The following is a 13,491-nucleotide window of genomic DNA, read 5'->3' on the forward strand; positions in this document are numbered from 1 at the left end:
GCTGACTAAAATATGACAATATTTTCTATCCGGCAATGATTCATTTTCCTTGTAAAAGTTCTCTGAAAAACTGCTTCTGCAAATTTGCGATTTTTAAAGCAGAATTCAACTTTATTTAACCAATATTATCACTCTGAGTAAACTTAGAGCCCATTGCTTTCTTACCACCGTAAAATATAAAAGTCCTGAAAGAATTAAGTATAAATCTTTCAGGACTTTAAGGTTAAAATATTCTGTGATCAGGCCATCACCATATTATTTCTTCTTGGTGCTTTGTCACAAAGGACATCTGCAATACTTTTAGAAATTAAATTCCCTTCCGTAAGGTTATCCAGCCAGAAAAACTCTCCTGCGGCATTGATCTCGATGAAATAATATTCATTTTCAGGAGAAACAATCATATCTATAGCCCCGTAATCCACGTTATAAATATCCAGAAGTTCCAGCAGTTTTTCTTCAATATCTCCCGGCAATTCGGTTCTTACCCATTTATCAAGCAGGTTTACTCCATCTTTTCTCCAATCTACCTTAGCATCTTCAAATTGCTGTGAATCAATTTCAAAGGCATACACATCCCTCCCCACAATGGTTATACGAAGTTCTTTTTTCTTTTCAATCATTTTCTGAAACTGCATCGGGCAATATAAAAGCGTATCCAGTTCTTCCAGCTTATTTTCGCTCACTACATTGGTGAAAACAACACTTTCCACCCCATCTTCAGTGATGGCAAAACCGGTCTGCATTTTGGCGACGACATTCCGGTGCTGAAGAATAAATTTTTTTGCCACATCAGGATTGTTGGTTATACAGGTATCCGGAATTGTAAGTCCCAATTTATCTGCTACTTTCAATTGTTCTTCCTTACTGTCCAGTCTTCTGTAAATGCCCGGCTTACCCAGTGAATACGTATCCACCGATTCAATAAAGCCAAAAAGGGTATTCCGGATTTCCCCCATGGCAGCCCCGTAAAATTTGGCATCCAGTTCTTCTTTCAGGCCGCTCCCGATATTATAGGCTCTCCTGTACCATATTGCCGAAATATCATCTAAACGATATTGGGCTTCGGGAGTTTCAAGAATACTAACCCATTCCCCGTTTTGAAAAGTTGTTGACAGTTTATTTTGCAAAGGATACAGATCCACATCAAAACGGATTACCTGGCAGTTATTTTTTTCAATATACTCCGTTACTTTTTCAATTGAAAAGTTATCCGCAGTATGTGTTATAATTAATATTTTATTCATTGAAGTTGATTCTTTTTATAAGATTATCAGCAATTCTTTCTGCTATCGGAAAGCCCAGTTCTTTCTGCAGCATTCCCCATTCTCCCTGTGGATTGACTTCCAGAAAATAATAGCCTCCGTCTTTTCCTTTTATCATATCAATAGCCCCGATATAAAGTCCCATTTCTTTCATCATAGAAGCCAGACTGTTTTTTATATCGTCAGGCAATTCATAGGCAGACCAAAAATAGCCGTCCCGGGTCACTCTCCAGTCTGCATTTTCACTGTTATTGATTTTACCTGTGAAAAATTCTCCGTCCACATAGATGATCCTCAGCTCGTATTCTTTATCAATGTAGGGTTGAAAAATCATCGGACAATATTCAATATCCGAGAGATAGCCTAAAGTTTCTTTTTCAATCACCATGGTGGAAACCTGGCTTTCTCCATTCATCGTTTTGGCAACAACACTATGAAGCTTGGCTACTGCTTTCCCCTGACAATGCTGATGAAAGAAAGCAATAATCTTTTTTTCATCGTTCGAAAAGATGGTTTTAGGAACGGTCAGGTTATTTTTTTTGGCGATTTTCAGCTGAAACATTTTATTTCCATCCACTTTTCTTTCCTTTTCATAGGGGTTTACCCATGGAATATTTTCTAGAATGGTCATCAGATTATACCGGAGACTCCCGTATTCTTTGATGAAAATTTTTTCGTATTCTCCATCCAGTTCTTCGGGAACGCTTATATTCCACGCTTTCCGGTGCCATACCCCTTTGATATCATCAGAATGGATCCGGTTACCTGATTCATCTGTCAGTTCAAATGAATCTTCATTAACACTTATGTTCTGAAGATGGTTCAGGTGGTCAGAATTCAATCTGAAATAAGGAATATTTTTAGAGCTGAGATAGGCAAAAAAGAGGTCAATATTGTAAAAATCTTTTGAGTGGGTAATGCAGAGAATCATTTGCCGGGCTTTATAAAAAAGGGAAACTTAACATTAAGTTTCCCTTTCTATGATTGAGTTATTATACTTAATATAAAAGATTATTATACGTATTGAACATCATCATCGCCATCAGACGGGTATTTCATGGTATGCATCATATCATCTTTCGGAGACGTTACACTGTCGATTTCAGGTTTTGTGATCACGTCCCTTTCAGGAATTGAGATGTCTGTACCTCCTTTTACGGTTTGAGGATCTTTAAGCTGCTTTTCTAAAAATGATGCAAAAAACGGCTTCTTCTTTGAATTCTTGTTTTTCATAATGATTTAGTTTTAATTTGATATAATGATTTAATTTAGGTCAGAATTATACTACGTCTCCTGCTTCGTCGCTGTCCGACGGAAATTTCATCGTTACATTTTCACTTCCGGGACGCGAAACACTATCTTCAAGAGCTGAAGTGGTAATTGAATCTTTAATCACTGAAGTAACGTCATCTAAAAGTACAGAAGTAGCGTCTCCTCCTTTTACAGTTTCAGGATCTTTAATCTGTTTTTCTAAGAAAGTAGCAAAAAAAGGCTTCTTTTTTGAGTTTCCGTTTTTCATAAGTTAATATTTTTATTTTTTTGGTAATCCAAAGTACAAAATTTTCAACTTATAGGGAAATAAAAACAAATTTTAATAAAATTTTAACACAAAACCAAATATCAAAGTAAAAAATTAAATCAAACCAAGAAATTCCTTTACAACATTAGCAAAATCCGCCGGATTTTCAGCCTGAACCCAATGTCCTGCATTTTTTATGGTCACGATCCTTGCTTTGGGAAATTGCTGTTTGATCCCGTATTCGTCCTGAGGCAAAATATAATTGGAGCGGTCTCCTGCAATAAATAATGCATCTCCTTCAAAAACCCCGAATTTAACAGCATTGGAAACAAATTCGTTATATTTTTCAGAAAGGGTTTTCAGATTAAATCTCCAGTTTAATTTTTTATTGTCATCCCAATACAGATTTTTAGTTAAAAACTGAATGGTAGATTTTTCAGGAATATATTGGCTCAGAATAGCTTCCACATCATTCCTGGACCCTGCGGTATTGAAATCTACCGTTTCCAATGCCTTAATGATCCCCTGATGGTGCGGAGGGTAAGCTTTTGGTGAAATATCCACCACAATAAGTTTGTCTACTCTTTCCGGATATTGTAATGCAAACTGCATTACCGCTTTTCCTCCCAGCGAATGCCCCAGCACATGAGCTTTCTGAATCCCATAATGATCCATATACCGGGCTATATCATCTGCAAGATCGTCATGGCTCATATTTTCAGAATGGAAGCTTCTTCCGTGATTTCTGAGATCAATCAGGTGTACAGGAAGATATTCTCCCAGGTCTTTCCCAAAACTTCCCCAGTTATCGAGCATACCAAACAATCCGTGAAATACTAATAGGGGTGTGGACGTTATATTTTCACCGAATATTTTTGAATTTAAAATTTCCATATTTTTAATAAAAGTTAGAATTAGAAGCGGAAAGCAGATGGTAAAAGCTAATGAAATTTTGTTTTAGAACTGGCTGTATAATTTACAGACTGTAGCTTACCTTTAGTAGCAATTTCCGGCATCCCGTTTACCATTTTGCCAGTCTCTTCAGATAAGCCTGAACTGTATTTTCCAATCCCATATAAAGGGCTTCCGATATCAAAGCGTGCCCTATGGAAACCTCAAGCAGATTAGGAATTGTATCTGCAAAATATTTTAAATTATCTAAACTTAAATCATGTCCCGCATTAATACCCAATCCCGCATTGCCGGCAGCCACCGCTGTATCATAGTAAGCTTTTATAGCCTGTTCTTTATTGATGGGATAATTTTTTGCATAAGCTTCAGTATACAGCTCAATCCTGTCAGCTCCTGTTTTCGCTGCATATTCTACCAGTTCAGGCAGTGGATCAAGGAAAATAGAAGTACGGATTCCTGCATTTTTGAATTCACTGATGATTTCAGTAAGATAGTCCAGATGCTTTTTTGTATCCCATCCCGCATTGGACGTAATGGCATCATCTGCATCCGGAACCAGCGTCACCTGCTCCGGTTTTACTTCCAGCACCATATCAATGAAGGATTGATGTGGGTTTCCTTCAATATTGAATTCAGTCGTAACCAATGGTTTCAAATCATAGACATCTTTTCTGGTAATATGTCTTTCATCAGGTCTTGGATGAATGGTAATTCCTTGTCCCCCAAATTCCTGAATCCTTACAGCCGCTTCTGTAACACTGGGTGTATCCCCTCCTCTTGCATTTCTTAATGTCGCAATTTTATTAATGTTTACGCTTAGTTTTGTCATTTTTATTGAGATGTTAGATATGAGAAGTTAGAAATTAGTTTGACCAATTAGCCATTATTTCAATATTTCACTTCTCTATCACTATTAAATTTTTATATTTATTATGTTTTTTATCAGATGTTAAGAGCCTGTCTCTCACTACATCTGGTTTCTAATTTCTACACTTTTACACTCACCTGCATCACCTGAAGATCAAATTCCTTTGATGCCACCAGCAAATGATCGAAAATATCTGCCTGGATCTGCTCAAAACGCTCCCATTGGGAATCATTGGTAAAACAATACACCTCAAGCGGAAGACCCTGTGGAGTGATTTCCAGCTGACGAACCATTCTGGTTGCATTTTTTTCCACATCCGGATCATTTTCTATGTACCGCTGTGCATAATATCTGAAAACCCCGATATTGGTAAGCTGTCTCCCGTTGATGACTTTATCTTTATGAATCAGGCTTTCTTTTTCTTTTTTAATCTCAGATGTTCTTTCTTCCAGGTAATCTGAAATTAAATTAATTTCCTTTAACCGCTCAATATCTTCGTCTGTAAGAAATTTAAAAGAATTGATATTAAAGTAAATGGATTTTTTAATTCTACGGGTATTGGATTCGGACATTACCTGCATATTTTTGATCTCCGTAGTCAGGAAATCATAGGTAGGAATGGTGGAAACCGTTTTATCAAAATTGGTAATTTTGGTCGTCAGGAGGCTTATTTCCGTAATATTTCCTTCTATACTATATTTGGGAATGCTGATCCAGTCTCCTACTTTCAGATTCTTAGAAGTCGCCACATGAATTCCGGTTACAAATCCCAGAATAGTATCCCTGAAAACAAGAACCAAAACCGCCGTTATTGCCCCCAAACTTCCTACAATCGTTGTTCCTTTAATTCCGAAGATAACACAAAGTCCCACCACAGAAAAGACAAAGATTCCCAGAATCTTCACTGTTTCTGAGATAGCATTCAAAGCCATTATCTTATAGAAATCCTGCTTAATAGTAAAATAATGTCTAAAGGCAGTTAAAGCACGATAAAGCATTCCTGCAATAATCATTACTAATGCTAGATTTATACATCTGCTGATAAATATTGTTGTTGCCGGTAAAGCACCGTAAAAAATGGATTCATGAATACTTCCTATAAAAACCAAAGCCCCGATATGAGCTAAAGAATTTGATATTTTTGACTGATAAATAGATTGTATAATAGGAAACTTTTCCTGATTGCGGAAAAATCTGAATACAAAATTGATGATAAATTTATAAACAAAGTCTAAGATTAAAAATATGGCACACAGTAAAAATAACTTCACAATAATATGTAAAACCCAGTCAAATCCTGAGGGTGATATTTTACTTATGTACCCGTAAAGTGGCTCGGTAAGTTCTTGTAAAAAACTTTTGGTTTCTTTTATTTGGTCATTCATTAAAGCAAAAATATAAAAAAGGTTGTTTTTTTTTCTTTAAAACAACCTTTTTTTATTTAATTTTAATTATTATTTATGAAATTTAACAAGTATAATCATTACCTGAGGGATATATACCTCCACTAGACTGTATATTTGAATTTATAGCATTCATCATAGATTGCCTCCATTGACCACAATTATTAATTCCGCATAAAGATGAAGTATACCCGGAATAAGATACCTGGGCTACGACATTTCCATTATTATAATAATTTACAGTCATACTACAAGCTCCTCCTGCATTGATATTTGATAATTCATTTCGGGTCAATCCTTTAAATTTTCTTAAATCATTTGTTTTCATAATATTAATATTTAATTGTATAGCTAATTTAGATATAATTTTTAAAATGCAAAAAAATATTATAATTATCTTGCATTATAAATTTTCAACATGGATACCACATTAATCAATATTCTCTGTCTCGTTTTACTGTTCGTGGGAATACTCGGCACATTTTTACCCGTTTTACCGGGATTATTGCTAAGTATTTGTGGATTATTAATTTACAAATTCGGGACGGATGCAGATCTGCCAATGATCTATGTCTGGGCATTTGGTATTCTTACGGCAGCATCTGTGGTGTTAAGTTATGTTATTCCTGCAAAGACCAACAGAAAATACGGAGGAACCCGCTGGGGAAGCATCGGTTCTGTAGTCGGAACCATTGTGGGAATTTTTATTCCCATCCCGCTGGGCTTTTTAATTGGAATGTTTGCCGGTGTCTTTATCGGTGAGCTTCTTCATGACAGTAAAGATATGAATAAAGCATTACGATCTACTAAAGGAGCCTTCATCGGATTTATTTATGGCACCGGCTTCAGCTTCGTAGTAGGCGTGGCAATGTTTTTGGTAGTACTTCTTAATATGTTTAATATTATATAATAAAAAAGAAATGATGTTCCATAAAGCCATTATATTGAGTCTGGGCATTTTAGCATTAACAGGCTGTGATGCCCAAAAGAAAGTAAAAACAAATACTACATCTTCCGGAATGACCACTGACATAAAAACTGCCGATCGTAATGAAGGAATCATCTACTTCAATGAGGGAGAAAATAAATTCCTGAAAGAATATCAGATGAATGTGACTTTCAAAGGTGTTTCTGAAGACAGCCGGTGCCCGGAAGGAGTAAACTGTATCTGGGCCGGTGCAGCCCTTGCCCAGGTTGAAGTTATGGGAATAGCAACCAGACCCGTGACGTTAAATCTGGCCAGCACGGACTTTCCTGCGAAAAACTATCATCAATCCGCCAACTTCAACGGGTTAAAATTCACTTTGCAGGAAGTGGCTCCATATCCGAAATCAGAAGGAACAAAAGCACTTGCCGGAAAATATAAAATCGGAATTACCATCACTCCTGCCAGGGATGCTTCAGACCCTACCAGGAAATAGGTTTCTTTCCTTTGGAAATAAGATATTCATTAATTTTTGAAAAAGGCTTGCTTCCAAAAAAGCCCCTGTGAACGGAAAATGGCGACGGATGCGCTGATTTCAAAATAAAATGTTTAGCCGGATCAATGAGTTCGGCTTTTTTTTGTGCAAAAGCCCCCCACAGCACAAACACTACATTTTCTTTTTTATCTGATATTTCCTTGATAATAAAATCTGTAAATTTCTCCCATCCAAGGTCTTTGTGGGAGTTCGGGGAATGGGCACGAACCGTTAAAGTGGCATTCAACAGCAAAACACCCTGTCTTGCCCAGTCGTCCAATTCTTTAGAAGTGCGCACCACACCTACATCATCTTTCAGCTCAATAAAAATATTTTTGAGGGATGGCGGTGCCGCTACCTGCTCAGAAACAGAGAAACACAATCCGTTTGCCTGATGGTCATTATGGTAAGGATCCTGTCCGATAATCACTACCTCAACGTCATCAAAAGGTGTGAGTTCCAGTGCTCTGAAAATCTGGTTTTTCGGTGGAAAAACTTTCGTGGTTTCATATTCATTTTTTACTTTCTCCCAAAGGGTTTTAAAGTATTCTGTCTTCTTGATCGGGGCTAACACTTCTGTCCAGGTCATAACTTCAATTTGAAAATTTAGAAATGAGATTAATTTGAAAATAAAAAAGTTTTAACAAATTAACGCATCTTTTTTAAACTAAAAACGGCATTTTCAAGGTTCTTCTCATCTTTTCTGTTTTCCTCTAAAACAAACCTGTGTTTTAAAAGTAAAGCCTGAGAAGCCTTATTACACTTATGGGTAAAAGCCAAAATTTCCTGTAAATGTAAGGCATTAAATCCAAAATCTAAAACCGATGCCAGTGCTTCAGACATGATTCCTTTTTTATGATGTTCAGGAAGCAGTTCATATCCTGTTTCTGCTATTTTCCTGTCTTCTGAAAAATTCCACAGGCAAATGGTTCCGATAAGATCCTGCTGATCCTTATAGGAAATACCCCAAAATATCATTTCATTATCCCGGGCTTTCCTTTTAATGTGTAAAATAAATTCCAGGGCATCATAATTAGATACCGGGGACTTTCTTTTAACATATTGATTAATGAGATCATTGCTTCTGATCCGTAAAATATCTTCTGTATGTGCCTCATTAACTTCTTTTAAAATCAGTCGCTCAGTTTCAAGTTTCATCTTTCAAATGTAATAAAACCAAAATCATTTGTTTGAAAACACATCGAATTACTGTATCTCTTTATTTCCTGACTTTCAAATTAACTCATTTTCAAACATCCACCTCCTTAACATTCACATTTTCTCACTAAATTTGCAATTGTGTATATAGATAAAGAAGATTTAGACGAATTAGAGTTTCCGCAATTGCTCGCGGAAATCTCCCCATTTGCGTATTCTCCGAAAACAAGGGATAAGATTCTTCAACTTCGTCCGATGGAAATAGACGAAGCGGAGCTTTCATTAAAAAAAACGTCGGAATACCTGTCGAGTTTTGAAAGTTCAAATGCGATTCCGTTTGATGAATATGAAGATATTGAAAGTGAGCTGAAACTAATGCTGATTGAAAATTACCGTCTGGAAAACAATGCTTTCATCAAAATAAAAGCCATCACGGAACAAATCGGAAGATTACAAAAGTTCTTTCCTACCATGCCTGAAACTTTTCCTACTTTAATGGAGGAAGTTTCTGTATTGGAATTCAGGAAAGAGATTATTGATAAGGTAGACAAAGTATTCAATCGGTTTGGTGAAGTAAAAAATGAAGCTTCACCCGCATTGAAAGGCTTAAGAACAGAAATCCAGCATGCTAAAAAAGCCATCCAGGAGAATTTCAACCGTGCTCTTACCACTTACGGACAAAGTGATTTTTTGGATGATATACGGGAAACGATTATTGATGATCAGAGAGTTTTAGCGGTAAAATCAGGGTTTAAGAAAAGGGTTCCGGGCAGGACACTGGGAATTTCAAAAACCGGCTCTATTACTTATATCCAGCCGGACAGTGTTGTTAAACATTATTTTAAGCTCCGGGAAAATGAAGAGGAAGAGAAAAAGGAAATTGACAAGGTCCTCAGGAAGCTCACTGCAGAGCTGGCAGAATTCCAGCCCCAGCTTTGGAGGTATCAGGTCTATATTTTTGATCTTGATCTTACCAGGGCCAAGGCTAAGTTTTCTGAATTGATCAATGGAGTTCTTCCCAAGATCAACCGTCACAAAACCCTGAGATTAAAAGATGCCTTTCACCCACTTCTATGGCTGAGAAACAAAGCTGAAAACAAAACTATTTTCCCACAAAGCCTGACTTTAACGGAACACAACAGGATCATCTGTATCTCCGGACCTAATGCCGGTGGAAAATCAATTACCCTGAAAACGGTAGGACTATTACAGCTGATGATCCAGAGTGGTATTTTAGTACCTGTGCATCCTAAATCCGAGATGTTTTTCTTTGATAAAGTAATGACCGATATTGGTGACAACCAATCTATTGAAAATCATTTATCAACCTATTCATCCAGGCTGAAAAAGATGTCGGGAATTATCCGGGAGGCAGACGCCAATACGCTTTTACTGATTGATGAGTTCGGAACGGGATCTGATCCGGAATTGGGAGGCGCCCTGGCGGAAAGCTTCATGGAATACTTTTATGATAAAAAGAGTTTTGCCATTATTACAACGCATTACACCAATATTAAGCTGGTTGTAGAGCAACTTCCTAATGCCCAGAATGCAGCGATGCTTTTCAATGAAGAAACATTGGAACCAATGTACAAGCTGGAAGTAGGACAGGCAGGAAGCTCGTTTACCTTTGAAGTTGCCGAAAAGAACAGGATCCCAAGATTTATCATCCATTCTGCCAAGAAAAAAGTAGAACATGACATTGTCAATCTTGATAAAACCATTGTAAAACTACAGCAGGAGAAATTTGAAGTTGAAAAACTAAAATCCGATCTTGCCGAAAGAAAGGAGTCTGTGGAAGATAAGCGTGATAACCTTCAAAAGCTTAATGACCAGCTTCAGCAGAAACTTTTCAATTTTCAGAAATTGTATGAAGAGGAACACCGCAAGCTTCAGTTCGGGAACAAAATTGAAGCATTTATTGACAGCTATACCAAAGGGAAGTCAAGAAAAGATGTAGTGAAGGATTTTGTGAAATTGCTGGAACAGGAGAAATTCAGAAAGTTGGGAGCTGATAAAGATGAATCGAAACGCCTGCAGGTTGTGAAGAGAAAGATCACACAGCAGCTGAAAAAGGAGGAAGTGATTGAAAAGATTGCGGAGACCAACGAAAAGCTGGAAGAACAGCGTAAAAGTGACCGTGCCCTATGGATGAAAGTAGGCCAGCGTGTTCGTATTACAGGCAGTACGAGTGTAGGCACTATTGAAAAGATTTCAAGAAACAAAGTCATCGTCAATTACGGAACTTTCAAAACAACCATTGATGCGGATGAGCTTGAGAGAATTTAATCCACTTTAAAAATGAATTGGTACCAATAATGAAGAGAGTTTCTAAGGATGCTCTCTTTCTTTTTGCTCTTTATCTCCTATTTCTTATTTTTATCAAAATTTACGTTTCACAGCTATGGGCAAAAACTTTTCTGTTCTTTGGATTTTTTATAAAAAGCTGATCATTCCAACGATACTTTTTTCTTTTCTGCTCGTTTTTTTATTTTCACTTAACGTTCAGACTTTCGGATTAAGCATTGTTCTGATATTCCCTCTTCTTCATTATTTCATTTACGAGCTAAGACTTAAAAACGAATACCACTTTTACGCTCATTTCGGATTTTCCAGGATATTCCTCTGGGGTATTACTTTATCATTCAGTGTAGCTGTAAAAATTTTAATCGGATTTCTATGAACACACTCCATATTGATAGTGTTACAAAATCCTTTACTGATAAAAAAGTCCTGCAGGATATATACCTGGAGTGCAAAATCGGTAACATTGCCGGCATTTTGGGAAGAAACGGAACCGGAAAATCTACTTTATTAAAAATTATTGCCGGAGTTACCGGCAGCGATTCCCAATATATCAGGTGCAACGGAAAGGTTTTGAAAACCTTATCTGACAGAAAAAACAAAATCGCCTACCTCCCACAATTTTCCTTTTTACCTAAAAATGAAAGGGTAAAGAAACTCATCCATCTTTTCTGTAATAAAGAAAATGCTAATCTTCTTTCTGCATCAGACCTGATCCGGAATTTCCTTGATGAAAAACCCAAAAATCTTTCCGGAGGTGAGCTAAGAGCAGTTGAAGCTTTACTAATCATCCACTCGGAAGCAGATTTTATATTGCTTGACGAGCCCTTTCACAGTCTTTCTCCTAAAATTATTGAAGAATTGAAAAAAATAATACGTCAGCAGACCAATAAAGGCTTTATAATTTCTGATCATCATTACCGGGATGTTCTGGATATTTCAGACAAAATCTATCTTCTTTCAGCCGGCTATCTTAAACAAATACAAGATTTAAAAGAACTGCAGCAGTATAATTATCTTCCCAAAAGCATTTAATTTATATATTTGGAAAATCAAAAGTTTGTAATAATGATTTCAATAAACAAAGCATTCTGTCTATCTGCTTTCAGTCTTTTTTCTTTAGCATTCGTTAAAGGCCAGAATAAAGTTCCTTTCGGAGTGGTAAAGGCTGAGGAAGGATATGCCAATGTCCGTGTACATAAAGACAACTACAGGAAGATTGTTGACAAGATCCGTATGCGTAAAGGTGATGTTTTTGTTTATGTAAAGCCGGCTCCCGGAGAAACAGAGTGGATATGGATTAAATATCCTGAAAAGCAGGATGAGGATAAACCATTTGTACGGTATGAAACATTAGACAAAGAAGGAATGGTGAATAAAGAGCGTATTGCCTTTGTGGATCAGCTCCCCCAATACACCCCTTCCAAATCGAAAAACGGAAGATCCCTTATTTTCACAGACAATTCCGACCCTAAAATCCCTATTTCCCAAAGAAGTAAGGTAGTTATCGACATTTATCCTTCCAATGCCGGTTACCGCAAAAAAGAAAAGGATGCGGAGGGAAAACTTCTCACCATTGATAAGGTAAAGCCCTGGGGAATCGGCAATGATATCCCGGAAGGTATGACTGAAATCAAGTCTATCAGAGTTCAGCAACCGGGACGGGGTTCTGTTTTTGTGAGGGAAGCGATTAAAAATATGTTCCAGCCTACCATGGATTTTGAAAATGTAGGCGTAACGGCTCTGGACAATGACAATATTTTTCTTTATATGATTAATGGCTCCGGGGAAAACAGATACACCAGTCTTTGGACGATCAAGAAAGGAAGAGTGATCAGTCAGATTATTTATCACAGTCCGGAATAATTTCAGTATTTTTGTCCCGAAAAAGCTTTACCGCTTATTCATCAAAGAAATGGGTTCTGCCTAACCGCAGATTAATAGGGAACCGTGTGAAAATCACGGACTGTCGCGCAACTGTAAGTAACTAAGGTCTTTATCAAGAGATCCACTATGCGAGGCATGGGAAGGGGATAAAAGATGTTACAAGTCAGGAGACCTGCCTATTTCTGTAAACAAGAAACTTTCGCGATCTGAAGTTGATTGATCTGATGGATTTTTTCAGGAATATATCTGTTCCTGTTATTATTCTGTTGTTTTAATCCGATTTCATTTCGCCTTAATTAATAATGAAATATGACAACAGAAGAAAGAATTGAAGCATCAGAGACCAGAATCTTCAAGGCAGTTTTCCCCAACACAACCAATCATTATGATACCCTTTTCGGAGGTACGGCTATGCAGCTGATGGATGAAGTGGCTTTTATCACCGCTACCCGTTTTGCCAGAAAAAGAGTGGTTACCGTAAGCAGCGATAAAATCGATTTTAAAAAGCCTATTCCTGCAGGAACGATTGTAGAACTGATCGGTAAGGTAACTCACGTTGGAAAAACAAGTATGAAAGTAAATGTTGAAATCTTTACGGAACAGATGTATTCTTACGAAAGAGAAAAAGCAATTGTAGGGGATTTTACTTTTGTTGCTATTGACGAATTCAAGAAACCAATTCAAATACTATAATAATCCAGAGAGACTCGGGCGGCCA

Annotated in this window: 16 protein-coding genes and 1 riboswitch; of the genes, 6 read left to right on the top strand and 10 right to left on the bottom strand. The window is 37.1% G+C overall.

What is annotated here, in order from left to right:
* Positions 1-239 precede the first annotated feature (239 nt).
* The 8 genes from OK18_RS01325 to OK18_RS01360 all read right to left on the bottom strand — a co-directional run bounded on the left by OK18_RS01325 (position 240) and on the right by OK18_RS01360 (position 6,292).
* Positions 240-1,244, bottom strand: coding sequence for an MvdC/MvdD family ATP grasp protein (locus OK18_RS01325; RefSeq protein ID WP_053326833.1), 1,005 nt, complete (start codon positions 1,242-1,244; stop codon positions 240-242).
* Positions 1,237-2,193 carry an MvdC/MvdD family ATP grasp protein gene (locus OK18_RS01330; RefSeq protein ID WP_050020120.1) on the bottom strand — a complete coding sequence of 319 codons (957 nt, stop codon included), beginning with the start codon at positions 2,191-2,193 and terminating at the stop codon, positions 1,237-1,239. The genes OK18_RS01325 and OK18_RS01330 overlap by 8 nt, the downstream gene beginning before the upstream one ends.
* A gap of 83 nt (positions 2,194-2,276) precedes the next feature.
* Positions 2,277-2,495, bottom strand: a complete 219-nt coding sequence (locus tag OK18_RS01335; protein WP_050020119.1) for a microviridin/marinostatin family tricyclic proteinase inhibitor — start codon at positions 2,493-2,495, stop codon at positions 2,277-2,279.
* 46 nt (positions 2,496-2,541) lie between these two features.
* A complete protein-coding gene (locus OK18_RS01340) occupies positions 2,542-2,781 on the bottom strand; it encodes a microviridin/marinostatin family tricyclic proteinase inhibitor (RefSeq protein WP_050020118.1) in 240 nt (79 codons plus the stop codon).
* 114 nt (positions 2,782-2,895) lie between these two features.
* Positions 2,896-3,675 (bottom strand): alpha/beta fold hydrolase, encoded by a 780-nt coding sequence (locus OK18_RS01345; RefSeq protein ID WP_050020117.1) that lies wholly within the window; start codon positions 3,673-3,675, stop codon positions 2,896-2,898.
* Between the two features lie 127 nt (positions 3,676-3,802).
* Positions 3,803-4,522, bottom strand: coding sequence for a pyridoxine 5'-phosphate synthase (locus tag OK18_RS01350; protein WP_050020116.1), 720 nt, complete (start codon positions 4,520-4,522; stop codon positions 3,803-3,805).
* Positions 4,523-4,680: 158 nt separating this feature from the next.
* Positions 4,681-5,946 carry a mechanosensitive ion channel family protein gene (locus OK18_RS01355; protein WP_053326834.1) on the bottom strand — a complete coding sequence of 422 codons (1,266 nt, stop codon included), beginning with the start codon at positions 5,944-5,946 and terminating at the stop codon, positions 4,681-4,683.
* An 82-nt stretch (positions 5,947-6,028) separates the two neighbouring features.
* Complete coding sequence (locus OK18_RS01360; protein ID WP_053326835.1) at positions 6,029-6,292, bottom strand: hypothetical protein; 264 nt, start codon at positions 6,290-6,292, stop codon at positions 6,029-6,031.
* A 90-nt stretch (positions 6,293-6,382) separates the two neighbouring features.
* On the opposite strand from OK18_RS01360, the gene OK18_RS01365 reads away from it, so the two are divergent.
* Positions 6,383-6,874 carry a DUF456 domain-containing protein gene (locus tag OK18_RS01365; RefSeq protein ID WP_053326836.1) on the top strand — a complete coding sequence of 164 codons (492 nt, stop codon included), beginning with the start codon at positions 6,383-6,385 and terminating at the stop codon, positions 6,872-6,874.
* Between the two features lie 10 nt (positions 6,875-6,884).
* A complete protein-coding gene (locus OK18_RS01370; RefSeq protein ID WP_228377675.1) occupies positions 6,885-7,385 on the top strand; it encodes a hypothetical protein in 501 nt (166 codons plus the stop codon).
* Here OK18_RS01370 and OK18_RS01375 read toward each other — a convergent pair.
* Entirely contained in the window at positions 7,372-8,013 is a 642-nt protein-coding gene (locus OK18_RS01375) for a uracil-DNA glycosylase (protein ID WP_050020113.1), read from the bottom strand. The two genes, OK18_RS01370 and OK18_RS01375, sit on opposite strands and share 14 nt — an antisense overlap.
* A 59-nt stretch (positions 8,014-8,072) precedes the next feature.
* Positions 8,073-8,582: a GNAT family N-acetyltransferase gene (locus tag OK18_RS01380; RefSeq protein WP_053326838.1), complete on the bottom strand. Its 510-nt coding sequence runs from the start codon at positions 8,580-8,582 to the stop codon at positions 8,073-8,075.
* A 141-nt stretch (positions 8,583-8,723) separates the two neighbouring features.
* Here OK18_RS01380 and OK18_RS01385 point away from each other — a divergent pair, with 141 nt between their 5' ends.
* From OK18_RS01385 to OK18_RS01405, 4 genes are all read left to right on the top strand, one after another.
* Positions 8,724-10,871, top strand: coding sequence for an endonuclease MutS2 (locus OK18_RS01385; protein ID WP_053326839.1), 2,148 nt, complete (start codon positions 8,724-8,726; stop codon positions 10,869-10,871).
* Between the two features lie 390 nt (positions 10,872-11,261).
* On the top strand, positions 11,262-11,921 hold the full coding sequence (locus OK18_RS01395; protein WP_053326841.1) for an ATP-binding cassette domain-containing protein: 660 nt from the start codon (positions 11,262-11,264) through the stop codon (positions 11,919-11,921).
* 33 nt (positions 11,922-11,954) lie between these two features.
* Positions 11,955-12,752: a hypothetical protein gene (locus tag OK18_RS01400; RefSeq protein ID WP_228377676.1), complete on the top strand. Its 798-nt coding sequence runs from the start codon at positions 11,955-11,957 to the stop codon at positions 12,750-12,752.
* Between the two features lie 34 nt (positions 12,753-12,786).
* Positions 12,787-12,967, top strand: a riboswitch (cobalamin riboswitch).
* A 115-nt stretch (positions 12,968-13,082) separates the two neighbouring features.
* Positions 13,083-13,466 (top strand): acyl-CoA thioesterase, encoded by a 384-nt coding sequence (locus tag OK18_RS01405; RefSeq protein WP_053326842.1) that lies wholly within the window; start codon positions 13,083-13,085, stop codon positions 13,464-13,466.
* Positions 13,467-13,491: the final 25 nt, after the last annotated feature.

It is taken from the genome of Chryseobacterium gallinarum (genome assembly GCF_001021975.1).
Classification (GTDB): Bacteria; Bacteroidota; Bacteroidia; order Flavobacteriales; family Weeksellaceae; genus Chryseobacterium; species Chryseobacterium gallinarum.

Excerpts from the sequence above, each read along its gene's own strand:
- OK18_RS01325 (WP_053326833.1), bottom strand. The coding sequence starts at position 1,244 with ATGAATAAAATATTAATTATAACACATACTGCGGATAACTTTTCAATT.
- OK18_RS01330 (WP_050020120.1), bottom strand. The coding sequence starts at position 2,193 with ATGATTCTCTGCATTACCCACTCAAAAGATTTTTACAATATTGACCTC.
- OK18_RS01335 (WP_050020119.1), bottom strand. The coding sequence starts at position 2,495 with ATGAAAAACAAGAATTCAAAGAAGAAGCCGTTTTTTGCATCATTTTTA.
- OK18_RS01340 (WP_050020118.1), bottom strand. The coding sequence starts at position 2,781 with ATGAAAAACGGAAACTCAAAAAAGAAGCCTTTTTTTGCTACTTTCTTA.
- OK18_RS01345 (WP_050020117.1), bottom strand. The coding sequence starts at position 3,675 with ATGGAAATTTTAAATTCAAAAATATTCGGTGAAAATATAACGTCCACA.
- OK18_RS01350 (WP_050020116.1), bottom strand. The coding sequence starts at position 4,522 with ATGACAAAACTAAGCGTAAACATTAATAAAATTGCGACATTAAGAAAT.
- OK18_RS01355 (WP_053326834.1), bottom strand. The coding sequence starts at position 5,946 with ATGAATGACCAAATAAAAGAAACCAAAAGTTTTTTACAAGAACTTACC.
- OK18_RS01360 (WP_053326835.1), bottom strand. The coding sequence starts at position 6,292 with ATGAAAACAAATGATTTAAGAAAATTTAAAGGATTGACCCGAAATGAA.
- OK18_RS01365 (WP_053326836.1), top strand. The coding sequence starts at position 6,383 with ATGGATACCACATTAATCAATATTCTCTGTCTCGTTTTACTGTTCGTG.
- OK18_RS01370 (WP_228377675.1), top strand. The coding sequence starts at position 6,885 with ATGATGTTCCATAAAGCCATTATATTGAGTCTGGGCATTTTAGCATTA.
- OK18_RS01375 (WP_050020113.1), bottom strand. The coding sequence starts at position 8,013 with ATGACCTGGACAGAAGTGTTAGCCCCGATCAAGAAGACAGAATACTTT.
- OK18_RS01380 (WP_053326838.1), bottom strand. The coding sequence starts at position 8,582 with ATGAAACTTGAAACTGAGCGACTGATTTTAAAAGAAGTTAATGAGGCA.
- OK18_RS01395 (WP_053326841.1), top strand. The coding sequence starts at position 11,262 with ATGAACACACTCCATATTGATAGTGTTACAAAATCCTTTACTGATAAA.
- OK18_RS01400 (WP_228377676.1), top strand. The coding sequence starts at position 11,955 with ATGATTTCAATAAACAAAGCATTCTGTCTATCTGCTTTCAGTCTTTTT.
- OK18_RS01405 (WP_053326842.1), top strand. The coding sequence starts at position 13,083 with ATGACAACAGAAGAAAGAATTGAAGCATCAGAGACCAGAATCTTCAAG.